At 68.8% G+C, this 21,699-nt stretch carries 18 protein-coding genes; 11 read left to right on the top strand and 7 right to left on the bottom strand.

The window, feature by feature from the left end:
- Window positions 1-149 precede the first annotated feature (149 nt).
- On the top strand, window positions 150-389 hold the full coding sequence (locus AC0IYU_RS15715) for a hypothetical protein (protein ID WP_472118511.1): 240 nt from the start codon (window positions 150-152) through the stop codon (window positions 387-389).
- A 25-nt stretch (window positions 390-414) separates the two neighbouring features.
- Window positions 415-2,355 carry a phage integrase family protein gene (locus AC0IYU_RS15720; RefSeq protein WP_472118514.1) on the top strand — a complete coding sequence of 647 codons (1,941 nt, stop codon included), beginning with the start codon at window positions 415-417 and terminating at the stop codon, window positions 2,353-2,355.
- On the opposite strand, the gene tsaC is transcribed toward AC0IYU_RS15720, so the two are convergent.
- On the bottom strand, window positions 2,352-2,927 hold the full coding sequence (gene tsaC / locus AC0IYU_RS15725) for an L-threonylcarbamoyladenylate synthase type 1 TsaC (protein ID WP_472118517.1): 576 nt from the start codon (window positions 2,925-2,927) through the stop codon (window positions 2,352-2,354). The genes AC0IYU_RS15720 and tsaC overlap by 4 nt on opposite strands.
- Window positions 2,928-3,213: 286 nt before the next feature.
- Between tsaC and AC0IYU_RS15730 the strand changes: the two genes are divergently transcribed.
- Together AC0IYU_RS15730 and mrdA are read left to right on the top strand one after the other, a co-directional pair.
- Window positions 3,214-3,912, top strand: a complete 699-nt coding sequence (locus tag AC0IYU_RS15730) for a pentapeptide repeat-containing protein (RefSeq protein ID WP_472118520.1) — start codon at window positions 3,214-3,216, stop codon at window positions 3,910-3,912.
- A 22-nt stretch (window positions 3,913-3,934) separates the two neighbouring features.
- Complete coding sequence (gene mrdA / locus AC0IYU_RS15735; RefSeq protein WP_472118523.1) at window positions 3,935-5,935, top strand: penicillin-binding protein 2; 2,001 nt, start codon at window positions 3,935-3,937, stop codon at window positions 5,933-5,935.
- 12 nt (window positions 5,936-5,947) lie between these two features.
- On the opposite strand, the gene AC0IYU_RS15740 is transcribed toward mrdA, so the two are convergent.
- Window positions 5,948-6,730 (bottom strand): IclR family transcriptional regulator, encoded by a 783-nt coding sequence (locus AC0IYU_RS15740; RefSeq protein ID WP_435485907.1) that lies wholly within the window; start codon window positions 6,728-6,730, stop codon window positions 5,948-5,950.
- Between the two features lie 159 nt (window positions 6,731-6,889).
- Between AC0IYU_RS15740 and AC0IYU_RS15745 the strand changes: the two genes are divergently transcribed.
- The 6 genes from AC0IYU_RS15745 to AC0IYU_RS15770 all read left to right on the top strand — a co-directional run bounded on the left by AC0IYU_RS15745 (window position 6,890) and on the right by AC0IYU_RS15770 (window position 11,666).
- Window positions 6,890-7,897, top strand: coding sequence for a TRAP transporter substrate-binding protein (locus tag AC0IYU_RS15745; RefSeq protein ID WP_472118526.1), 1,008 nt, complete (start codon window positions 6,890-6,892; stop codon window positions 7,895-7,897).
- Window positions 7,898-7,930: 33 nt separating this feature from the next.
- Window positions 7,931-8,377: a type II 3-dehydroquinate dehydratase gene (locus AC0IYU_RS15750; protein WP_472118528.1), complete on the top strand. Its 447-nt coding sequence runs from the start codon at window positions 7,931-7,933 to the stop codon at window positions 8,375-8,377.
- 14 nt (window positions 8,378-8,391) lie between these two features.
- Window positions 8,392-8,955 carry a TRAP transporter small permease gene (locus tag AC0IYU_RS15755; RefSeq protein ID WP_472118531.1) on the top strand — a complete coding sequence of 188 codons (564 nt, stop codon included), beginning with the start codon at window positions 8,392-8,394 and terminating at the stop codon, window positions 8,953-8,955.
- The gene (locus tag AC0IYU_RS15760; RefSeq protein WP_472118534.1) at window positions 8,952-10,232 is read left to right on the top strand and encodes a TRAP transporter large permease; all 1,281 of its coding nucleotides are present in this window, start codon (window positions 8,952-8,954) and stop codon (window positions 10,230-10,232) included. The genes AC0IYU_RS15755 and AC0IYU_RS15760 overlap by 4 nt, the downstream gene beginning before the upstream one ends.
- Before the next feature lie 24 nt (window positions 10,233-10,256).
- Window positions 10,257-11,282, top strand: a complete 1,026-nt coding sequence (locus tag AC0IYU_RS15765; protein WP_472118537.1) for a TRAP transporter substrate-binding protein — start codon at window positions 10,257-10,259, stop codon at window positions 11,280-11,282.
- 111 nt (window positions 11,283-11,393) lie between these two features.
- Window positions 11,394-11,666 (top strand): ribbon-helix-helix domain-containing protein, encoded by a 273-nt coding sequence (locus AC0IYU_RS15770; protein WP_472118540.1) that lies wholly within the window; start codon window positions 11,394-11,396, stop codon window positions 11,664-11,666.
- 398 nt (window positions 11,667-12,064) lie between these two features.
- Here AC0IYU_RS15770 and AC0IYU_RS15775 read toward each other — a convergent pair whose 3' ends face one another.
- From AC0IYU_RS15775 to AC0IYU_RS15790, 4 genes are all read right to left on the bottom strand, one after another.
- On the bottom strand, window positions 12,065-14,557 hold the full coding sequence (locus tag AC0IYU_RS15775; protein ID WP_472118543.1) for a TonB-dependent siderophore receptor: 2,493 nt from the start codon (window positions 14,555-14,557) through the stop codon (window positions 12,065-12,067).
- A 139-nt stretch (window positions 14,558-14,696) separates the two neighbouring features.
- Window positions 14,697-15,710 (bottom strand): FecR family protein, encoded by a 1,014-nt coding sequence (locus tag AC0IYU_RS15780; RefSeq protein ID WP_472118546.1) that lies wholly within the window; start codon window positions 15,708-15,710, stop codon window positions 14,697-14,699.
- Window positions 15,703-16,215 (bottom strand): sigma-70 family RNA polymerase sigma factor, encoded by a 513-nt coding sequence (locus AC0IYU_RS15785; protein WP_472118549.1) that lies wholly within the window; start codon window positions 16,213-16,215, stop codon window positions 15,703-15,705. Before AC0IYU_RS15785 ends, AC0IYU_RS15780 begins: the two co-directional genes overlap by 8 nt.
- Before the next feature lie 367 nt (window positions 16,216-16,582).
- Complete coding sequence (locus AC0IYU_RS15790; RefSeq protein WP_472118552.1) at window positions 16,583-18,193, bottom strand: NHL repeat-containing protein; 1,611 nt, start codon at window positions 18,191-18,193, stop codon at window positions 16,583-16,585.
- A gap of 147 nt (window positions 18,194-18,340) precedes the next feature.
- Here AC0IYU_RS15790 and AC0IYU_RS15795 point away from each other — a divergent pair, with 147 nt between their 5' ends.
- Window positions 18,341-18,871, top strand: a complete 531-nt coding sequence (locus AC0IYU_RS15795; RefSeq protein WP_472118555.1) for a DUF2867 domain-containing protein — start codon at window positions 18,341-18,343, stop codon at window positions 18,869-18,871.
- Here AC0IYU_RS15795 and AC0IYU_RS15800 read toward each other — a convergent pair.
- Window positions 18,868-21,633 (bottom strand): ATP-binding protein, encoded by a 2,766-nt coding sequence (locus AC0IYU_RS15800; protein ID WP_472118558.1) that lies wholly within the window; start codon window positions 21,631-21,633, stop codon window positions 18,868-18,870. The two genes, AC0IYU_RS15795 and AC0IYU_RS15800, sit on opposite strands and share 4 nt — an antisense overlap.
- Between the last annotated feature and the right edge of the window lie 66 nt (window positions 21,634-21,699).

Genomic DNA, 21,699 nt, shown 5'->3' on the forward strand with positions numbered 1-21,699 from the left:
TCCGATTAATTCCAATCAGATCAACAACTTAGTTTGAGGTCACGTCGTAGACTCTAGAAATGCATCCAAATATTGCATGAATGATTATTCTGCTAATCATCGAAATAGAATGCCCACTCACTACACAGTTCACCACCTCATAGGAACTCATGACATCAACCGGCCCGTCATCCCCTTTCGCACACTTCGATGACGAGACCCTCGCGGAACTGGCACTGACCTGGCGCGCCCGCGCGCACCGTGGCGAGCGTGAGGCCTTTGGCACCGCGCATGCCCTGGAAGTCGAAGTACGCCGCCGCATGCGCGAGGCTGAAGAATCCGCGCCCACGCCACCTGAAGAAGAAGCTGCGCCGGTTCCCGAGCGCGCCTGGTGGAAGTTCTGGAACTGAGCCGAGACAGCACACCGCGTCCCCCATGACCAAGCACCCGCCCCGCAAACTGCACCGAGGCCACTTCGCCTTCATGCGGGCGTTGGCCCAGGGCATCGACGAGCGCACCAGCTGGGACCGATACCTCCGACTGGAAGGCGAGCACACCGACCTGCGGGTCGTGCGCCGCACCATCGCCTGGATCCGTGACGAGTTCGCCGCGGCGGCGCGCCGGGAGCAGCGGCCCGGCACCGCCCGCCTGATCCTGCTCGATCCCGATCAGTTCTCGCCGAAGGCCGCGTTGCCCAGCCTGAGCGACTTTGCGCAGGCGCAGGGACTGGAAGACTTCTCCGAAGCCGAGCAGATCGAGGCGTACGAAGCCGCCTTCCCGGGGGGCGCACACCAGGGCGGCGGCGCGGGCCGCGCGTCCCGCCGCGCGCGCGTCGTCGAGCGCCAGCTCGAAGCGCTGCGCTGGCTCGAAGGCCACACGGCGCAAGACCCCCGTGCGGCCGACGGGGTCTCGGCCTGGCTCAACCCCGCCGTGGCCGCGCGGCTGGAGCTCGGCGGCCTGCCGACCCTTGCCGCGCTGGTCGCATGCATCAACGAAGCCGGTGCGCGCTGGTGGGTAAGGGTGCCGGGCATCGGAGAACGCAAGGCCGCACGCATCCTCGACTGGCTGCGTGCCAACGAGGAACCGCTGGGCCTTCGCGTGGGCACGCACGCCGCCCACCGGCGCCGCCAGGTGAGCCCGCTCGACCTCGCCGCGGTTGTGCCGGCCGGCACCGCCATGCTTCCGTACGAGAAGTTCGTGGCGCCCCCCGAGCTGGACGGGAGCGCCGGCCGCTACCGTGCCCCGCGAGACCAGTGCCTGCTGGCGGCCCAGACCGACCATGAAGCCATCGGCGCCTGGCTCGCGGCCAAGCGCTCCCAGGACGCGGCCGGCGAACTCTCGCCCACCCAGCGTTCCTACCGCAAGGAAGCCGAGCGGCTGCTGCTGTGGGCGGTGCTCGAGCGCAAGACCGCGCTGTCGTCGCTCGGCGCCGAGGACGCCGTCGCCTACCGCCTGTTCCTCGGCGACCCGCCCGCTGCGTGGTGCGGTCCGCGCCACAACCAGCGCTGGTCCCCGCTGTGGCGGCCGCTCGAAGGGCCCTTGGCACCTGCGGCGCTGCGCCAGGCCATGGCCATCCTGCGCAGCCTGTTCGGCTTCCTGACGCGACAGAACTACCTCACGGGCAATCCGTTCGCAGCCATGACCGAGCGGCTGGAAGCGCCGCGCGCGCTGGGCCTGCACCGCACGCTGAGCCTTGCCCAGTGGGAGCATCTCGATTCGCTGCTTGCCGGACATGCCGCGACAGAAGCCGGCCGCCGCCTGCGCCGCGGCATGCGCTGGGTCTACGCCACGGGCCTGCGGCTGGCCGAGATCACCGGCGCCACGTGCGGCGACCTCCAGCAGGTGGTCTATCGCAGGCCCGACGGCGGCGACGCCGGCGGCTGGCTTTTGTCGGTCAGGGGCAAGGCCGGGCGCCAGCGCGAAGTGCCGGTGCCTGCCGAGCTGGTGACCGACCTCGAGGAAGAACTCGCGCACCACGGCTTCGAACCCCGTGTCGGCGCGCAGGGCAACCGCAACATCCACGTGCTCGCCCGTTTCGACCTGAAGCCCGAGCACCCCAAGCCGTGGTCTGCCTCCGGCTTCTACAGCGCCATCAAGCTGTTCCTGGCGCAGGCCGCCCGCATGCTCGACGATGCGCAAGCCGAGCATCTGCAACGCGCCAGCATCCATTGGCTGCGCCATGCCCACGGCGCGCACGCGCTGCAGGGCGGGGCAGGGCGCGCGCCGGTGCCGATCCAGGTCGTGCAGAACAACCTGGGCCACGTGTCGGTCGGCACGACGGCCGGCTACCTGAGCGCACAGAGCAGGGCGGGCCTGATGGAAATGCAGGGCTTCTGGACACCGGCCACCGAGCTGGCGACCCGCACGCCCAGCTAGCCGCGAACGATCTCGCCGGTCAGCGCGTTTCGGATTTCGCTCGGCTTCGCGAGCCCACCCACGGCGCCGTCGACCAGCACGTCGATGCCCTCCGGAAAATACGACAGCACCTCGCCCGCCGTCCGTGCGGCCGGCAAGCCATGCGGATTGGCGCTGGTCGACACCAGCGCACCGCCGAAGGCGCGGCACAGCGCGGCCGCGCCGGCGTGGGCCGTCACGCGCAGCGCAATGCCCGGATGCCGGCCGGAGATCCATGCCGGCACCTGCGCGCTGCGCGGAAAGATCCAGGTGGAGGGCCCTGGCCAGCTCGCCAGCACCCGGTTGAGCGCCACCCGGGGAACCTGCGTCATGTCGATGTAGGGCGCGACCTGCGCGAAGTCCGCCGCGATCAGCAACACGCCTTGCGCGACCTCGCGCTGCTTGAGCAGGCAGATGCGCGTGACCGCCGCTTCGTTCGACGGATCGCAGCCCAACCCCATGACGGCTTCGGTGGGGTAGGCCGCCACCTCCCCGGCACGCAGCCGCTGCGCCACGCGGTTCGCTTCGGCGGGCACGTCATGGAAGGTCTGCATGGTCGGGGCGGTCGGCGTTGGGATGGATCGCGCCAGTCTACCGACGCGGCAGGCCCGCAGCGTCGCCAAAGTAAACTCGACCGCCACCCGCACGGGCCGTTTGACACCCGCCCGCGCGCGAGGTCGGTACGCAACGTGCGACCGACCCTGGACGCACGCAGCAGCCCGCTGCCCGCGATGTCCGACGACGCGCGCAGGGCCCCGCGAAGCACCGGCTGAGTGCCGACCCATTCAAGGGGAACCGATGCGTGCCATGGCATCTCTGATCCCGCTTACCTGTATTTCCATGACCGACGCTTCCACTGTCTCATCCCTCACCGGCGAAACCATCGACCGGGATCGCCTGAAGCGCCTGCTGTCCGAAGCGCAGTGCGCGCTGCGCTTCGCGCAATGCGACTTCGACGGCACCGACCTGTCGGACCTCGACCTGCGCCGCGCCCAGTTCGACGGCTGCAGCTTCGCCGAGGCCACCTTGCGCAAGACCCTGTTGACCGACACCCGCTGGACGGCGTGCCGCGCGCGCCAGGCCGACTTTCAGATGGCCGACCTGACGGACGCCCGCTTCACGGCCTGCGACCTGAACAACACCGGCTGGCACCGCGCCAAGCTGTCCGCCACGCGCTTCAGCGAGGTCAAGCTCACCGGCGCGCACTTCCACGAAGCGCAAGTGCTTGGCATCGGCTTTCACGACTCGCTGCTCTCGGGCGCCGACCTGCGCGGCATGTCATTTCGCAAGCAGACCATCGAGCGGCTCGACCTGTCCGATGCGGACCTCGCGGGCTGCGACTTTCGCGACGCCGTGTTCGAAGGTGGCAGCCTGCGCGACGCGAACCTCAAGAACGCGCGCTTCGACGGCGCCGACCTGCGCTCGGTCGACCTCGGCGGCCTGCGCATCGCCAACGTGGCGCAGCGCTTCAAGGGCGCGATCATTTCCTACGACCAGGCCGCCACGCTGATCGGCGAGCTCGGCATCCGCGTGCTGTGAGCGAAAGTTATTTCTTTTTCCGATGAATGACGAAATTCGCGACACCGGCGCCGAACTCTCCCGCTTTCGCCGCCGCCTGCTGGTCATCGGCTGCGTGGTGCTCTTCGGCTTCGGCCTGATCGGCGCGCGCCTGGTCCACCTGCAGGTCGTGCGCTACGACGAGCTGGCCGAGCGGGCCGAAAGCAACCGCACCGCCATCGTGCCGATCGTGCCCAACCGCGGGCTGATCCTGGACCGCAACGGCGTGGTGCTGGCTTCCAACTACGCTGCCTACACGCTGGAAATCACGCCGTCCAAAGTCGGTGATGCCGGCGCCGTCGGCACCGCCATCGACGAGCTGGGCACCCTCGTGGAGGTCACGCCCGGCGACCGGCGCCGTTTCCAGCGCCTGCGCGAGGACTCGCGCAGCTTCGACTCCATTCCGATCCGCACCCGCCTGAGCGACGAGGAGGTGGCGCGCTTCGCCGCGCAGCGCTACCGCTTTCCGGGCGTGGAGATCAAGGCGCGCCTGCTGCGCAGCTATCCGTACGGCGAGGTGGCGTCGCACGTCATCGGCTACATCGGGCGCATCAACCAGCGCGAGAAGACCGCGATGGAAGACTGGGAAGAGGGCGACCGCGCCAACTACCGCGGCACCGACCACATCGGCAAGCTCGGTGTCGAGCAGAGCTACGAGACCGTACTGCACGGCCAGACCGGCGCCGAGCAGATGGAAACCTCGGCCGGCGGCCGCGCGGTGCGCCGCCTCGCGCGCCATGCCGCCGTTCCGGGCCAGACGGTGATGCTGTCGCTGGACATCAAGCTGCAGAAGCTGGTGGAAGACATGTTCGGCGATCGGCGCGGCGCCCTGGTGGCCATCGACCCCAAGAGCGGCGAGGTGCTGGCCTTCGTGAGCAAACCCACCTTCGACCCCAACCTGTTCGTCGAAGGCATCGACACCGAAAGCTGGAAGACGCTCACCGAGTCGCCCGACAACCCGCTGCTGAACCGCGCGCTGCGCGGCACCTACCCGCCCGGCTCCACCTACAAGCCCTTCATGGCGCTGGCCGCGCTGCAGACCGGCAAGCGGGCCGCCGCCACGGTGGAGAACGACCCCGGCTACTACAACTTCGGCGGGCGCACCTTCCTCAGCCACCGGGGCGGGCTGGGCGGCGTCGACATGCACCGGGCCATCCAGCACTCGAGCAACACCTACTTCTATTCGCTTGCCACCGAGATGGGCGTGGACCTGATCCACGACTTCATGGCGCCGCTCGGCTTCGGGCAGCTCACCGGCATCGACCTGATGGGCGAGGTGCGCGGCGTGCTGCCGAGCACCGCGTGGAAGCGCAACGCCTACCGGCGCGCCGACATGAAGCAATGGCACGCGGGCGAGACCATCTCGCTGGGCATCGGCCAGGGCTACAACAGCTTCACCATGCTGCAGCTCGCCTCGGCCAACGCCACGCTGGCCAACGCCGGCGTGCGCTACCATCCCCACCTGGTGCGGGCCATCCGGGACACCGGCAGCGGCCAGGTCGTGCAGCAGGTGCAGCCGCCGGCCCAGGACCTGGGCTATGCGCGAAAGAACGTCGACGTCGTGCGCAACGCCATGGTCGCGGTCACCCAGGGCGGCACGGGCACGCGCGTGTTCGCGGGTGCCGCCTATGCCTCGGCCGGCAAGACGGGCACGGCGCAGGCGGTGGGCCTGAGCCCCAAGGCGCGCGCCAGCGGGAAGGCGCTCGACGCGCGCCAGCGCGACCACGCGCTCTACATGGCCTTCGCGCCGGCCGCGGACCCGACCATCGCGGTGGCGGCCATCGTGGAGAACGCGGGCTTCGGCGCGGCCCATGCGGCGCCGATCGTGCGCCGCGTGTTCGACTACTGGATCGCGGGGCAGTACCCGAACGAGGCCGACATGGCGGCCGTGCGCGCGGGGACCGCGGGTGCGCCGATCGGCAAGCCCTTGCTGGCGAGCGAGGTGCCGACGCTGGAGAGCCGCGCGGAAACCGGCGGCACGCAGGACGACGGGGCCGAGCTGTAGAACCCGCCGGGCTCAGGCCCTGCGCTTGAACATCGCCGAGGCGCCGCTGGCCTGCGCCACGTCCTCGGCCGACAGCAGCAGCGTGGGCCCGAGCTCGAGCATGCGTTCTTCCGTCAGGCGCACCAGCGGCCCGGCGATGGTGATGACGCCGATCACCGCGCCGTTGCCGTTGCGCACCGGCGCGGCCATGGCCGTCATCGCCGGCGCGAACACCTCGTTGATCGTCGCGAAGCCGCGCTTGCGCGCCGCGCGCAGGTAGCTCAGCAAGGCCTTCACGGTGGTCGGGGCCTTCGGGCCGTAGTCTTCGGGCTTGCCGAAGCCCTGCCTGGCGACCAGTTGCAGCGCCTGTTCGTCCGTCATGGTGGAGAGCCACGCGTGGCCGGCCGAACTGCATGACAGGTTCACCGACAGGCCCATGTCGGGGTCGTAGCGCAGGCCGCGGGTGGCGCCTTGTGCCTTGGCGACGAAGGTGAGTTCGTCGCCGTCGACCACGGCGAGCCGCACCAGCTCGCCCGACTCGGCCGCGAGCCTGTCGAGCAGCGGCTGCGCCACGTCGACGATGCCGCTGTTGCTCAGGAAGCTCAGGCCCAGCGACACCAGCTTGATCGTGAGCATGTAGTCGCCGTGGCTCTGGTCCTGGCGCACATAGCCGCAGCGGATCAGTTCGGTCAGCAGGCGGTGGGTGGCGCTGAGCGGCATTTCCAGCTCGCCCGAGAGGGCCGACAGCGCGCGGCCTTCGGGATGGCCGGCCAGGTGTTCGAGGACCTTGAAGCTGCGTTCGAGTATGGCGGTCATGACGTTCGGAAGGTGGGGCAGACGCCACTCTAGCGTTTTTGCCAAGTGTTTTCAATAGTGGAAATACTTTCCACTTCCAACATAAGATCGCGCCGCCCGGTGGCAGGAGGCGGCGACGGATCGCCCCGACGAGCACCCACAACACAGCAGGAGATCAACTTGAGCACGCTTCATCGTTCACTGGCCGCGGCCGGCCTTGCCCTGGCCCTGGCCGGTTCCGCCTTCGCGCAGGATGTGCAGGAGCGCGTCATCCGCTTCGGCCACCTCAACAATGCCGACCACCCGGTGAGCTTCGGCGTGAAGCGTTTCGCCGAGCTGCTCGCGGCCAAGAGCGGCGGCAAGATGAAGGTGCAGGAGTTCCCCGCCTCGCAGCTGGGCAACGAGATGCAGCAGCAGTCGGCGCTGCAGGGCGGCGTGCAGCAGATGTCGGCGCCGGCCACCACCTCGCTGGCGGGCATCGTGAAGGAGTTCGGCCTGGTCGACTTTCCGTTCGCGGTCGGCAACTTTGCGCAGGCCGATGCGCTGCTCGACGGTCCGCTCGGCCAGCAGCTCATTGCGAAGCTGCCCGAGAAAGGCCTGGTCGCACTGGGCTACTGGGACCTGGGCTTTCGCAACGTCACCAACAGCAAGCGCCCGATCACAAAGCCCGAAGACCTCGAAGGCCTGAAGATCCGCGTCATTCCGAATCCGGTGTTCCTTGAAACCTTCAAGGCCTTCAAGTCCAACCCGGTGCCGATGCCCTTCGCCGAGCTGTACGGCGCCCTCGAGGCCAAGGCGGTCGACGGCCAGGAGAACCCCTATGCAGTGATCCTGTCGAACAAGTTCTACGAAGTGCAGAAGTTCGTGAGCGCGACGAACCATGTGTACGCGGCCAACATCGTGCTGGTCAGCAAGAAGTTCTGGGACTCGCTCACACCCACCGAGCAGAAGATGATGCGCGAGGCCGCCGACGAAGCACGCGGCTACCAGCGCCAGGTGAGCCGCGCCGCCGCGCAGAAGGCCGTGGGCGAGCTGCAGGCCAAGGGTGCGCAGTTCAACGAACTCGCGCCGTCCGAGCAGGCGCGCATGCGCCAGATCGCCAAGCCCGTGACCGAGCGCTTCGCCGCGAGCTACGACCCCGCCATCGTCAAGCTCTACAACGACGAACTCGCGCGCATCCGCAAATAAGACATCCACCCTGAATCGCCACACGGATCCGCCATGAAAATCCTCGTCCTGCACGGCCCCAACCTCAACCTGTTCGGCCGCCGCGAACCCCACATCTACGGCAAGACCACGCTCGCGGAAATCAACGCGCAACTGGGCCGGCTCGCGGACGAACTCGGCGTGACGCTGGACATCCTCCAGTCCAACCACGAAGGCGAACTGATCGACTTTCTGCACGCCAACATCGACGACGCGCAGGGCGCGCTGATCAACCCCGCCGGCCTCACGCAGCACGGTGTGCCGCTGCACGACGCGATCAAGGCCATGCCGTTTCCGAGCATCGAGGTGCACATGTCCAACATCGCCGCGCGCGAGGCGTGGCGCGCGCACTCGATCATTTCGCCGGCGGTGAAGGGCACCGTCCAGGGCCTGGGCCCGCAGTCGTACCTGGCCGCACTGCGCGCGCTGGTCGAGATGCAGCGGCAGGCCGCCGCCGCCTGAACCGAGGCCACCCCATGAACCATTGGATCGACAGGTGCTGCGGCGCCATCGAGGCCCTGATCGCGGCCGCGCTCGCGGTCATGGTCGTGCTGGTCTTCGGCAACGTGGTGCTGCGCTACGGCTTCAACTCGGGCATCACGCTGTCGGAGGAGGTGTCGCGCTGGCTCTTCATCTGGATGACCTTCCTGGGCGCGGTCGTCGCGCTGAAGGAGCACGGCCACCTGGGCGTGGACATGGTGGTGCAGAAGCTGCCGCCCATCGGCAAGAAGATCTGCCTGGCCGTGGGGCACGTGGTCATGCTGTACATCGTGTGGCTGCTGTTCCAGGGCAGCATGGCGCAGACGCGCATCAACTGGGACGTCACCGCACCGGTCACCGGCGCGTCGATGGCGGTGGTGTACCTGTCGGGCGTGGTGTTCTCGGTGCTGGCCGCGTTCATCCTCGCGCTCGACCTGCTGCGCCTGCTGACCGGGCGCATCGCCGACAGCGACCTCGTGATGGTGCAGGAGTCCGAAGAGGCCGTGCAGCTGCAGCAGATTCTGGGCGCGCCGGGCGACGCACGGGGAGCCGGCAAATGACCATCGCCGTCTTCGTGGGCTCGCTGCTGCTGGCCATGGCGATGGGCATTCCCATCGCGTTCTCGCTGCTGGCCAGCGGTGTCGCGCTGATGTGGCACCTCGACCTGTTCGACGCGCAGATCCTCGCGCAGAACGTGATCGGCGGGGCCGACAGTTTTCCGCTGCTGGCCGTGCCGTTCTTCATGCTGGCCGGCGAGATCATGAACGTCGGCGGGCTCTCCAAGCGCATCGTCGACTTCGCGCTGGCGCTGGTCGGCCACGTGAAGGGCGGGCTCGGCTACGTGACCATCATGGCCGGCTGCCTGCTCTCGGCGCTCTCGGGTTCGGCCGTGGCCGACGCGGCCGCGCTCACCGCGCTGCTGCTGCCGATGATGGTGAAGGCCGGCCACGACAAGCCGCGCGCGGCCGGGCTCATTGCGGCCACGGGCGTTATCGGCCCGGTCATTCCGCCGAGCATCGGGCTGGTGATCTTCGGCGTGGCGGCCAACGTGTCGATCTCCAAGCTGTTCCTGGCGGCCATCGTGCCGGGGCTGCTCATCGGCGGCGCGCTGTGGGTCACCTGGGCCTGGCTGGTGCGGCGCGAAAAAATCGTGCCGCCGCCACGCAAGCCCGCCGCCGAGATCCTCAGCGCGTTCCGCAAGGCGCTGTGGGCGCTGATGCTGCCGGTCATCATTCTGGTGGGCCTGCGCATGGGCGTGTTCACGCCGACCGAGGCCGCCGTGGTGGCCGCCGTGTATGCGCTTTTCGTGTCGACCGTGATCTACCGCGAGATCACCTGGCGCGACCTGTACGGCATTTTCGTGAGCGCGGCCAAGACCAGCGCCATCGTGATGTTCCTGATTGCCGCGGCCATGGTGAGCGCCTGGCTCATCACGGTGGCCGACCTGCCGGCGAAGGTGGTCGGCCTGCTGCAGCCCTTCATGGGCAACCAGATCCTGCTGATGATCGCGATCATGGTGCTCGTGATGGTGGTGGGCACCGCGATGGACATGACGCCGACCATCCTGATCCTCACGCCGGTGCTCATGCCCATCGTGAAGGCCGCGGGCATCGACCCCGTGTACTTCGGCGTGCTGTTCATCATCAACAACTCGATCGGGCTGGTCACGCCGCCGGTGGGCACGGTGCTCAACGTGGTGGCCGGCGTCGGAAAGATATCAATGGACGACGTCACGCGCGGCGTCGTGCCTTTCATGATCGCGGAGTTCGCCGTCATGTTCCTGATGGTGTTGTTCCCATGGCTGGTGACGGGACCGGCCAAGTTGTTTCACGGTTAGAAAAACGCACAAGGAGACTTCCGCATGAAGAGTTCGACCAGGGTTTCGACCAGGAGAGTGTTCGCGGCGGCCATCGCCGTGCTTGCCACGGTGGCCATGTCCGGCGCCGGTGCGCAGGTGAAGGAGCGCACGCTCAAGTTCGCCTTCCAAAACCAGACCGGCCATCCGCAGGCCCAGGGCGCGCAGAAGTTCGCCGACCTGGTGGCCGCCAAGTCCGGCGGCAAGATGACCGTCAAGCTGTTCGCCGGTGGCGCGCTCGGGGGCGACCTGCAGACCGTGTCGGCGCTGCAGGGCGGCACGGTCGAGCTCACGGTGCTGAATGCCGGCATTCTGTCGGCGCAGGTGAAGGAGTTCGCGGCCTACGACTTTCCGTTTCTGTTCAACAGCGGCAAGGAAGCTGATGCCGTCACCGACGGTCCCTTCGGCCAGAAGCTGATGGCCAAGCTGGAAGACAAGGGCCTGCACGGCCTGGGCTACTGGGACCTGGGCTTTCGCAACCTCACCAACAGCAAGCGGCCCGTCGTGAAGGCGGACGACATCGCGGGGCTGAAGATCCGCGTCATCCAGTCGCCCATCTACATCGACCTGTTCGGCGCGCTGGGTGCCAACGCCACGCCGCTGCCGTTCCCCGAGCTGTACCCGGCGCTCGACCAGAAGGCGGTCGACGGGCAGGAGAACCCCAACACCACCATCCTGTCGTCCAAGTTCGCCGAGGTGCAGAAGTACATCACCCAGACGCGCCACATCTACAACCCGCAGGCGCTGCTCATCAGCAAGAAGACCTGGGACGGCATGAGCGCGGACGAGAAGAAGATCATCACCGAGGCTTCGAACGAGTCGACCGCGTTCCAGCGTGAGGCGTCGCGCGGTGCGGCCGACAGCGCGCTCGACGCGCTGAAGAAGGCGGGCATGACCGTGTCGGAGCTGCCGCCGGAAGAAATGGCCAAGCTGCGCACCAAGGTCAAGCCGGTGATCGACAAGTACGCGGCCTCGGTGGGCGATGCGACGGTGAAGGAGCTGATGGCGGAGATCGACAAGGCGCGCAAGTAGGGCGGCAGAGGCCGCGCCTCGGGCGCGGAATCGATCGTGCGTGGCGCGTAGCCGCAGCACGTCGATGCTCCCTGCTCGCCAATTATTGCCAAACCACGTAACCTGCCGTCCATGAGCACCATGAACGTTTCCCTGCCAGATGCCATGAAGTCCTTCGTGGACGAACAGGTGGCACAACGCGGTTACGGCACCAGCAGCGAATATGTGCGAGAGCTGATTCGCAAGGACCAGGACCGCCTGCAATTGCGCGGCCTGCTCTTGCAGGGGGCCACCTCGATGCCGGCGGCCGCAGCGGACCCCGCCTACTTCCAGTCGTTGCGCGACAGGGCCAGCGCCAAATCCAAGCCACCGACCAAGGCGAACAAGCCGCGCACGCGTGCATGAAGGCGAAGCCGGTCGTCCCGCGGCAGCGGGCGAATCAGGACGTCGAAGGGCCATTGATCATTACGTTGGCGAACACGCAGGACGTGCCGCTATCGGTCTGATCGACGAACCAAAACGGGCCTACACCCACATCGACCGGCATCCAGGCGCTGGCGCTATACGCTACGCCCACGACCTCGGCTTGCCAGGGCTTCGCTCATGGCCTGTGACGCGCTTTCCCTTTCTTGTGTTCTACGTCGAGCAGCCGACCGCATCGACGTCTGGCGTGTTCTGCACAGCCAGCGCGACGTCGCTGCGTGGATGCAGGACCCGGACATCGAACATTGATCCGTTAAGGCGCCTCGACTCACGCACATCAAGCGCTCGGGGCGTCGTTGCAACGCGCCCCGACTCCCAGCTCAGAACCTGTACCGCGCAATCACCTGCGCACTGCGCGGCGCTCCGTACGTCCCCGAGTACCACCAGCCCGACATCGATGCGATGTACTTGCGGTCGAACAGGTTCTGCACATTGAGCGTGACCGACAGCTTGTCGTTGACGTCGTAGCGCGCCATCAGGCTGGCCACCGCATAGGCGCCCTGGCGTGCGGTGACGGTGCGCGCTATCTGCCACGCCTCGCCCGTGTAGCTGATGCCGCCGTTCCACTCCACGCCGCCGCCCAGTGTGAGCCGGCGCCATTCGCCGGGCAACCGGTAGGTCGTCCACAGCCGCGCCATCTGGCGCGGGAAGGTGGTGTTGATGCGCCGGCCGGTCGCGTCCTTGGAACCGCTGTAGTTGTACGAGGCCGTCAGGTTCCAGTCGCGCGCGAGCGCACCGTTGAGTTCCAGGTCGATGCCTTGCGTCTTCGCACCCTTCACCGCACGCGATGCGGTGTTGGTGGTGCCGGGAACGAACTGCCCCTCGTCCGCCTCGGCCAGGTTGTCCTGCCGGATCTGGTAGACGGCGGCGCTGCTGGTCAGGCGGCCGTCCAGGAAGCTGCTCTTGATGCCGGCCTCGTAGGTGTTGCCCTCCTGCGGGTCGAGCATGACGCCGCGGCGGTCCAGCGAGGTCTGCGGGTTGTAGATGGTCGCGAAGCTCGCGTACAGCGTGTGGTGGGGGTTCAGGTCGTACACCAGCCCGGCGTAGGGCGTGAACACGCGCCGCTCGGAAGACGGCGAGCTCGCGTCGTAGCCGGCCGTGGTCTTGGTGATGTAGTCGCTGTCGTAGTTCATCACCTTGCCGCCCACGATGAGCTTGAGCTGGTCGCTCAGCTGGAAGCGGCCCGCACCGTAGATGCTCTTCTGGCGGCGCGTGCTGTCGAAGGTGACGAAGCGCTCGCCGAACACGGGGCTGCCGCTGTTGTCCCAGCGGTAGACGTTGACGGGTGCGCCGTCGATTCCCGAGATGTCGAAGCTGCCGTTGGTCAGGCTGCGGAAGTCGGTGTAGTCGAAGCCGATCACGGCCTCGTGCTGGCGCCCGAACAGGCTGAACGGGCCGCCCAGTTTCACGTCGATGGTCTTGGTGCGCAGGTCGTAGTCGCGGCGCTCGCCGTTCAGGTTGAGGCCGTCGCCGGTGAACTTGTCGAACAGGCTGCTGTTGACCGCCAGGTAGACGGAATCCTCCCGCTGCTTGGAGCGCAGGGAGTTGGCCGAGACCTTGAGCTTCCAGTCGTTGGCGAGCGACTGCTCCAGCGCGAGGAAGCTGCTGGTGGAATTGGTGTTGAAGCGGTTGTTGCGGCTGGCGCCGCTGAAGGACACTGGCAGGTCGGTCTGCTCGCCGCTGCTGTTGAACAGCGGAAAGCCCAGGTACGAGAGCGAGCCGCGCGAGCGGTTCTCCTGGTGATCGATGCCCGCCGTGAGCTTGAGCGAGGCGCTCAGGTCCGCTTCGATGACGCCGTAGAACACGTCCTTCTTCTTGCTGTAGTAGTCGATGTAGCTGTCGCCCTGCTGGTGCAGCGCCACCATGCGGCCGCGCACGCTGCCCGATGCGTTCAACGGCGTCGACAGGTCGAGCACGGCGCGCCGGTCGCCCCACGAGCCGACGCTGGCCTCGACCGAACCCTGGAAGGCGGCCGTGGGTTTCTTGCGCACCAGGTTGATCACCCCCGACGGGTCGCCCGCGCCCGTGGTCAGGCCCGAGGCACCGCGCAGCACCTCGACGCGGTCGTACAGCGCCATGTCGGCAATGCTCTGCGTGGGCAGCGCGTCCAGGCCCAGGAACTCGCTGTGGGTGCTGACACCGTCGAGCTGGTAGTTGGTGATGGCATAGCCGCGCGCGCTGGCGGCGGAGCGTTCCGTGCCGAGCACCGAGGTCGAGATGCCCGGCGTGCGCGCCAGCACCTGGTTGACGCTGGTGAGGTTCTCGTCCTCCATGCGCTGCTGCGTCATCACGCTGATCGACTGCGGCGTGTCCTTCAGGCTCAGGTTCAGCCCGGTGGCCGCGACGCTGGGGCCGCGCGCGGCGTAGCTGCCCGTGCCTTCGGTGGTGCCTGTGCGGTCGGCCAGCGCCGTGACGCGCACTTCGGCCAGCGTAGCTCCCGCGTCGGCTGCCGTTGCTGCCGGTGCGGCCGACGCGGCACCGCTGTCGGTGGCGACCACCGTCAGCGTGCCGCCGGGTGTCTGCGCCAATGCCAGCCCGCTGCCCGCAAGCGCTTGCTGCGCGGCTTGCGCCACGGTGAAGCGCCCCTGCACGGCGTGGGCGCGGCGCCCGGCCACGAGGGCGGGCGCCGCGCTGATGCTGCGACCGCCCTGGCGGGCAATGCGCGCAAGCACGATGCCCAGTTCATCGGCCGGCAGGCTCCACGTCATCGCGCCGTCGGCCACGGCCGGGGAGGCGGAAAGGGTCTGTGCCAACGGCGCGGTGGCGCATGCAAGCAGGGCGGCCAGCGCCAGCGTGGCTTTGCGTGCCGGCATGCGTGCGGCGGCCGGCAGGCGAGCGGGCGGAAGAAGGGGCAGTGTCACGTCGGACATCCTCGAATCGGGTCTGGTTGATCGGAGCGTTCAACCCTGTATGTCCCGCAAGGGTTCGCAAACCCGTCAGCTGATGCGTGTTTCAGGCGCTGCGCACGTCCACGTAGATCACCCAGTCCCCCCAGCGGCGCACGCGCAGTGGCAGTGTGTCCACCAGGGCCTGCAGCACCTCCATCGGCCGGTCCAGCGGGTAGACACCGTAGACGCCGACGCGCGCGGCCGCGGGGCTCGCGCGCAGCACGGCGGGCGTGTAGGGGCGCAGGGCCTCGAGCACGTCCGACAGCGGCTGGTCGTGCACCTCGAGCACGCCGGTGGACCAGGCGCTCGGATCGATGCGCGCGGCGGACACGGGCTCGACGCGGTCGGCCTGCAGCCAGGCGCTGCGCCCTTCGGGCAAGTCGATGCGGGCATCTTCGTGCAGCGGCGTCAGGCGCACGCTGTGTTCCAGCACCGAGACCAGCGTGCGCCCCTCGTCCTGGCGCACCATGAAGCGCGTGCCCAGCGCATGCACGCTGCCCTGTGCGCTTTGCACGACGAAGGGCCGCTGCGCGTCGGCCGCGACCTTGGCGATGAGCGCGCCCGCGCGCAGCCGCACGAGCCGTTGCGTCGCGCTGAAGTGCAGGTCGGCCGCCGAGCGTGCGTTGAGCAGCAGGTCGCTGCCGTCGTCGAGCACGAAGCGCCGGCGCTCGGCGGTGCCGGTGTGCAGGTCGGCCGACCACGCCATCAGCGGCGCGCGCCGGTCGGCCCACAGCGCACCGCCGCCGCCCGCGGCGCCCAACAGCGCCACCGTGGCACTGCCCAGCAAAGCGCGGCGGCGCGCCCGGTGGTCGGGCGGCGTGCTCAGTGCACGCACGCCGGTCGGCGCGTGGCCGCCGGTCTGCAACTGCGTCAACGCCGGAGCGATCCGCTGGCTCAGCCGCTGTTGCAGCGTGGCCCACACTGCGGCATGGGCAGGCGCTGCTGAGAGCCATGCCGAGAAGGCCTGGCGGTCGCTGTCGCTGTCGTGGCCCGAGTCGAGCCGCACCAGCCAGTCGATCGCCTGTTCGGTAACCGCGTCGAGCGGCGGGGCGGTGGCGTGCCCCGGCGCTTCAGGCATCGGGTTGCGCCGGGCAGGTGTACAGGTGCACGATGGCCTGCTTCACGTACCGCTCCACCGAGGTGACCGACACGCCCATGCGCGCCGCGATGTCGCCGTAGGCCAGGCCCTCGAGCCGGCGAAGCAGGAAGGCTTCGCGCACTTTGGGCTGCAGGCCGTCGAGCCACCGGTCCAGCGTTTCGATGGCTTCGCGCACCAGGGCATAGGTCTCGGGCGAAGGCGCCAGCGTTTCCGGTTGTGCGGCGAGCGCATCGAGCCACGCGCGTTCCAGTTCGCGGCGGCGCCAGAAGTTGTAGAGCACGCGCTGCGCCAGCGTGGTCAGGTAAGCGCGCGGCTCGCGGATCGCCTGCGTCTGGCCGCCCAGGATGACGCGCACGAAGGTGTCCTGCGTCAGGTCCGCGGCCGTGTGGCCATCGCCCAGGCGGCGGCGCAGCCAGGCCTGCAACCAGTCGCGGTGCTCGCGGTAGAGCGCGTCGATCGGGGCTGCCGCAGCGGGGGAGGACATGGAACGAAGAATTGGCTAATGAGAATTACTCTCATTCTACCCAGCACTGCGCGGCGGCCGGCGCCTGCGGCGCCACAGGGAACGGATGAAGTGAATCGCGCCGCGCGTTTTGGCAGCGATTCGCAGCGGCTTTGGCAGTAAGCGACGATGGCCCTGGCCATCGCAAATTGCCATTCGCCACGAAGACGTTGAAGACGGGTTCGCGGCGGAGGCGGCAATGACCGTCACCCGCTGGAGCGAGACGCGTGCGGGTCGTGGCGCTCCACCCGAGCGCGGGTCGATGGCGACGCATGCCGCTCGGCCTCTTCGAGTCGAAGGCAGGCCGAGGCTTGGAACGCGATCCCCATCCGTTGCTGGATACGCGCAGTCAGGGCGTCCGTGCGATCTTGCGGATCACTTGGTACGCGCGATCCGACACGAACAGGTTTCCACGGCTGTCCACGGCGATGCCGACAGGCTCACCGAAGGCCGCGACGGTTCCGAGTCCGTCGATGTTTCCCCAACCGTTCGAACCCGCGAGCGTCGTCACGACGCCGGCTGGCGTGATCTTGCGAATCGCGTGGTTGTTGAGGTCCGTGACATAAAGGCTGCCGCCCGTATCCACCGCAAGCTCGTGGGGCAGGTCGAAGGTGGCCGCCGTGCCGGTGCCGTCGAGCGCGCCCGGGGCACCGCTGCCCGCGAACGTCGTCACGACGCCCGCCGGCGTGATCTTGCGGATGGCGTTGTTGCCGAAGTCGCCGACATAGAGGTTGTCGGCGGCGTCGATCGCGAGGCCGGTCGGATATCGGAAGCTGGCGCTCGTGCCGATGCCATTGGCGAATCCCTGGGCGCCCGTGCCCGCGACGGTCGTGACCACACCCGCCGGGGTGATCTTGCGAATCAGGTGGTTGCTCTGGTCCGCGACGAAAAGATTGCCGGTGCTGTCCAGGGCGAGGCCCCACGGGTTGTAGAACCGGGCGGCCACGCCCGCGCCGTCGAGGCTGCCGGAGGTCGTGCTGCCCGCAAGGGTGACCACCACGCCGGCCGGCGTGATCGTGCGGATCATGTGGTTGCCGTAGTCCGCGACATAGGTGGTGCCGTTGGCGCCGACGACGATGCCTCTCGGGTTGTCGAATCGCGCGCCGGTACCGGTGCCGTCCGTCGATCCCGGCGTCGTGCTGCCGGCGAGCGTGGTGACGACGCCGGCCGAACTGACCTTGCGGATCATGTTGTTGTCTCGGTCTGCAACGAAAAGCGTGCCGCTGGCATCGAACGCGAGCCCGTTGAGCGTATTGAACTTAGCCGAAGCACCTGTTCCGTCGGCGTAACCCAGGGTGCTGCCTGCGAACGTGCTGACCGTCGCGGTTGCTGCCGTCCAGTCGGCACACAGGATGGCGATCGACGTGACGTCGGCGCTTGCAGTGCCTGCCTGACCGCTGAGGGAGCAGATCTGGCCGGACGGATAGGTTTCGAGGCCGACGCTGTACGCCGAGCCGAAAGGCAGCGCTGTCGCGAATTTGAAGGCCGTCGCGCCGTTGGCGACGCCGAGGCGATCCGTGCCGTTGTTCGCGAGCACCAGCCCTGAGGCGGTGAGGCCGGAAATGCTGCCGCCGATCGTGACCTTGCTCACCGTCCCGCCAGTGCTTCCACCGCCGTCGGCGCCGCTGCCGCCGCTGCCGTTGCCGTTGCCGTTGCTGCTGCTGCTGCTGCCGTTGCCGCTCGTGCTCTTGCCGACATAGGCGGCGACCGCGCCGCTGCCACCACCACCTCCTCCTCCGCAAGCGGAGAGCAGCAGAAGTACCGCGACGCTCGCGGCTGCGAGGCGGCTGTCAGAAGTCCGAAATTTCACTTGTTTTCCTGTGTTGAGTTGCGAGGGGCTGCCTGCAGAGGCGGCGCTGGCCGAAGCCTCCGAGGTCGAACGCCCAGAAATGCCCGTGGTCGTCGAACGAGTCACGCGTGCCGCCATGCTTCCGGCCTGCATGCGCAAATTCAGGGTCATGAACTCCGGAATCGCGGCAACGCGCACACACGTCTATCGGCAGCAGGGCGAAAAACTTGAATCCTGAAAGGAATCATTGGCCACCCGCCGATGGAACGTGCGCTGCGCTTCCATGCGTTTCCCCCGCCACGACCGCACAATGCGCCCATGACACCGCACCCCGTGAGAGCCGTGGCCCTTCCCGCCGAAAGCGACATCGCCCAGCTGTTCACCGACGCGCACCTGGCCGACGCCTTCGCGATCACGCTGCCGGCGGGCGCGCCGCAAGACACCGAGCTGCTGGCGCGCGCCGTGCTCGGCGACCCCGCGCCGTGGTTTCGCGCGCTGCTGGCCTGCAGGGACGCCATCGTCGGCCCGTTCGGCGTCAAGACTTCGGCGCGGATCCGCCGCGAACTGGGCCGCAGCGGTTCGGCCACGCACATCGACTTTTTTCCGATCGTGTCGCGGCACCCCAAGGAACTGATCGTCGGCGAAGACGACCGGCACCTCGACTTCAAGGCCTCGGTGCTGCAGCGCGCGTCGGCCGACGGGCAGGGGCGCGAGCTGGTCATGACCACGGCCGTGCACTGCCACAACCTGTTCGGGCGCGTGTACCTCTTCGTGATCTCGCCCTTCCACCGCCTGGTGGTGCGCTCGGCCCTGGCACGGGCCGCGGCGCGCGGCTGGCGCGGCGGCTAGCGCCGGTACAGCGCCTGCTGGATCTGCGCGAGGTCGGGCGGCTTGGGAAAGTGCGCATCGAAGCCCGCGTCGAGCGCCTTGCCGCGGTCCGACTCCTGCCCGTAGCCGGTCAGCGCGAGCAGCACCATGCCGCGCCGGCCAGCGTGCGAACGCACATGCCGGGCGAGGTCGTGGCCGCTCATGCCCGGCAGCCCCACGTCGAAGATGCCCGCATCGAAGTCTTGGCCGTCGAGCAGCGGCAGGGCGCTTTCCGCGCTGTCCGCCGTCGTCACCTGGTGCCCTTCAAGCGTGAACCACTCGGCCAGCACGCTCAGCGCGTCACGGTTGTCGTCGACCAGCAGCAGGCGAAGGCGGGGCCGCACCTCGGGGGCCGGCCCGGTCGCGGGCAACTGCGCCGGCGCCTCGGCCGGCGCCAGCGGCAGGCGCACGGTGAAGGTGCTGCCTTGCCCCTGGCCGGCGGAGTGCGCCGTGATCGAACCGCCATGCAACCGGACCAGGCTGCGCGCAATGGCCAGGCCCAGGCCGAGCCCGCCCGCGGCGCGTTGCAGCTGCTGCGCGCCCTGCACGAAGCGCTCGAACACCTGCGCCAGCAGCTCGGGCGCGATGCCGATGCCCGCGTCGGCCACGGTCAGTTCCGCATGGTGGCCGTCCGTGCGCAGCGCGATGTCGATGCGTGCGTCGGGCGCGGTGAACTTCGCGGCGTTGTTCAGCAGGTTGCCCACGATCTGCGCCAGGCGCAGCGGGTCGCCCTGCACGGGCACCGGCGCATCGGGCAGCGACACGCGCGGCATCCCGGCGCGCGCCTGCAGCGCGGGCAGTGTCAGCTCGATGGCCTTGGCGACGGTGTCGCGCAGGTCGACCCGCTCGGGCCGCAGCACGATCTTTCCCGAGACGATGCGCGAGATGTCGAGCAGGTCGTCCACCAGCCGCGACAGGTGCTTGACTTGCCGTTCGATGATCTGCCGCTCGCGCGGAAACGCCTTCTCGTCGCGCCGCTCGATCAGCGCGAGCGCCAGCGAAATGGGCGCGAGCGGGTTGCGCAGCTCGTGGCCCAGCATGGCGAGGAACTCGTCCTTGGCCTTGCTCGAGACTTCGGCCTGGGCCTGCGCGCTGCGCGCCCGCGCCAGCAGGCGCACGTTGTCCAGCGCGAGCGCCGCACGCTGCGCCAGCTCTCCGATGAGCGCGCCGTCCTCCGGCTTGAAGCGGCGCTGCGACGAGCTGTCCTGCAGGATGGCCATGGCGCCGATGGTGCGGCCGCGCGCCACCAGCGGCACCACGCAGCCGGCCGTGATGCCGAGCGTCTGCACGAACTCGCGCAGCTGCGGGTCGAGCCGCTCGACCAGGCCCGGGTCGTCCAGGTTGTGCAGAAAGGTCCGGCCGGTGGCAACGGCCCAGGGAAAGGAGCCCACCGTGTCGGCCGTGGCCTCGCGCGTGCTCACCATGCGCGCGATGTCGGCGCCGCGCGCGGGGTCGGCGTGGTGCGTGAGCTTGCGTTGCAGCACGTCGTGCTCGTCGAGCAGGTCGATGCGGCAAAGGTCCGCCACCTCGGGCACGATCACATCGGCGATGGCGCGCAGCGTCGAGTCTTCCTCGAGCGAGCGCGACAGCGCCGCACTGGCGCTCACCAGCCGCTCCAGCCGCAGCTGCGCGGCCTGGGCCGTGGTGCGGGCGTCACGCTCGGCGCCGAGCAGGCGTTCGCGTTCCGCCTCGTGCTGCAGGCGCTGGCCAGCCGCCGAGGCGAGGGCGCGGCCGACCGCGTCGATCTCGGCAATGCCGGAATGCACCTCGCTCACGGGCTGGCCGAGGCCGAGCGCATCGGCGCTCTTGCGCAGCCGCGCCATGGGCCGGGTGATGGCGCGCGACATCCACCAGGCGGCCAGGCCGCCCACGAGCAGCGAGATCAGCAAGCCGCTGCCGTAGGCAATGAGCGTGCGGCGCAAGGCGTCCTCGGCCACCACGGTCGGGGCGCCGAGCGCCACCGTCCACGGGGCGAAGTCCAGCCGCGACACGGCGGTCTGCACGTGCGTGCCGTCGACGTTGCGGGTGGTGCCCACGAACTCCTGGCGGTCGCGGCGCGAGCCGAGCAGTTCGCGCAGCGTGTCGCTCGGGGCCTGGCCGCGAAAACGCTCGTCGTCGCGCGAGCGCGCCACGCGCAGGTCGTTGGAGTCGAAGATCGAGACGGCCCAGCCCTCGGGCACGCGCTGGCGCGTGAGCACCGCGGAGATGGCCTCGGGCCGCACGATGGCCGTCAGCACGTAGCGCACTTCGTCGTTGCGCACCACCGGCACGCGCACCGCGAAGGCCAGGTTGCCCTTCTTGCCGGGCATCAGCGGGCCGACCGCCGGCTGGCCGGTGCGCACCACCTGCGCCAGGCTCGCGGCTTCGACCACTTCGTTGCTCGCGCCGCCCACGGCGCCCACGGTGCCCTCGGTGCTGAAGACGATCTTGCCGTCGGGCGTCACCAGCAGCACGCCACGCCACTCGAGGTGCGAGGCGCGCAACGCCTTGGCCAGCAGCAGGGCGTCCACCAGGCCCGACGCCTCCGGGGCGCCGAGCGGCTCCGTCAGCGCAAGCGCCTGCAGCGCCGCGACGGTCAGCCGCAGTTCGCTGTCCACGGCGGTGGCCAGCGCCCGGGCGACGCCGAGCGTGGACGCCTGCGTCTGTTCGCGCTGCCCCTGGAGCAGTCCGTGGAGCGCGAAGCCGCAGACGACCGCCAGGGGCAGGAGCGCCGCGGCGGCAACCAGCAACAGGCGGGCCGACAAGGTGGGGGTGCTGTCTCTTATACACATCTGACGCTGCCGACGAAGCGCCACACGTGTAGATCTCGG

The organism is Variovorax sp. AC103 (genome assembly GCF_979254005.1).

Coding starts and splice junctions, on each gene's coding strand:
- AC0IYU_RS15750 (WP_472118528.1), top strand. CDS start 7,931: ATGAAAATCCTCGTCCTGCACGGCCCCAACCTCAACCTGTTCGGCCGC.
- AC0IYU_RS15790 (WP_472118552.1), bottom strand. CDS start 18,193: ATGACCCTGAATTTGCGCATGCAGGCCGGAAGCATGGCGGCACGCGTG.
- AC0IYU_RS15730 (WP_472118520.1), top strand. CDS start 3,214: ATGACCGACGCTTCCACTGTCTCATCCCTCACCGGCGAAACCATCGAC.
- AC0IYU_RS15795 (WP_472118555.1), top strand. CDS start 18,341: ATGACACCGCACCCCGTGAGAGCCGTGGCCCTTCCCGCCGAAAGCGAC.
- tsaC (WP_472118517.1), bottom strand. CDS start 2,927: ATGCAGACCTTCCATGACGTGCCCGCCGAAGCGAACCGCGTGGCGCAG.
- AC0IYU_RS15765 (WP_472118537.1), top strand. CDS start 10,257: ATGAAGAGTTCGACCAGGGTTTCGACCAGGAGAGTGTTCGCGGCGGCC.
- AC0IYU_RS15755 (WP_472118531.1), top strand. CDS start 8,392: ATGAACCATTGGATCGACAGGTGCTGCGGCGCCATCGAGGCCCTGATC.
- mrdA (WP_472118523.1), top strand. CDS start 3,935: ATGAATGACGAAATTCGCGACACCGGCGCCGAACTCTCCCGCTTTCGC.
- AC0IYU_RS15770 (WP_472118540.1), top strand. CDS start 11,394: ATGAGCACCATGAACGTTTCCCTGCCAGATGCCATGAAGTCCTTCGTG.
- AC0IYU_RS15715 (WP_472118511.1), top strand. CDS start 150: ATGACATCAACCGGCCCGTCATCCCCTTTCGCACACTTCGATGACGAG.
- AC0IYU_RS15780 (WP_472118546.1), bottom strand. CDS start 15,710: ATGCCTGAAGCGCCGGGGCACGCCACCGCCCCGCCGCTCGACGCGGTT.
- AC0IYU_RS15740 (WP_435485907.1), bottom strand. CDS start 6,730: ATGACCGCCATACTCGAACGCAGCTTCAAGGTCCTCGAACACCTGGCC.
- AC0IYU_RS15720 (WP_472118514.1), top strand. CDS start 415: ATGACCAAGCACCCGCCCCGCAAACTGCACCGAGGCCACTTCGCCTTC.
- AC0IYU_RS15775 (WP_472118543.1), bottom strand. CDS start 14,557: ATGCCGGCACGCAAAGCCACGCTGGCGCTGGCCGCCCTGCTTGCATGC.
- AC0IYU_RS15760 (WP_472118534.1), top strand. CDS start 8,952: ATGACCATCGCCGTCTTCGTGGGCTCGCTGCTGCTGGCCATGGCGATG.
- AC0IYU_RS15785 (WP_472118549.1), bottom strand. CDS start 16,215: ATGTCCTCCCCCGCTGCGGCAGCCCCGATCGACGCGCTCTACCGCGAG.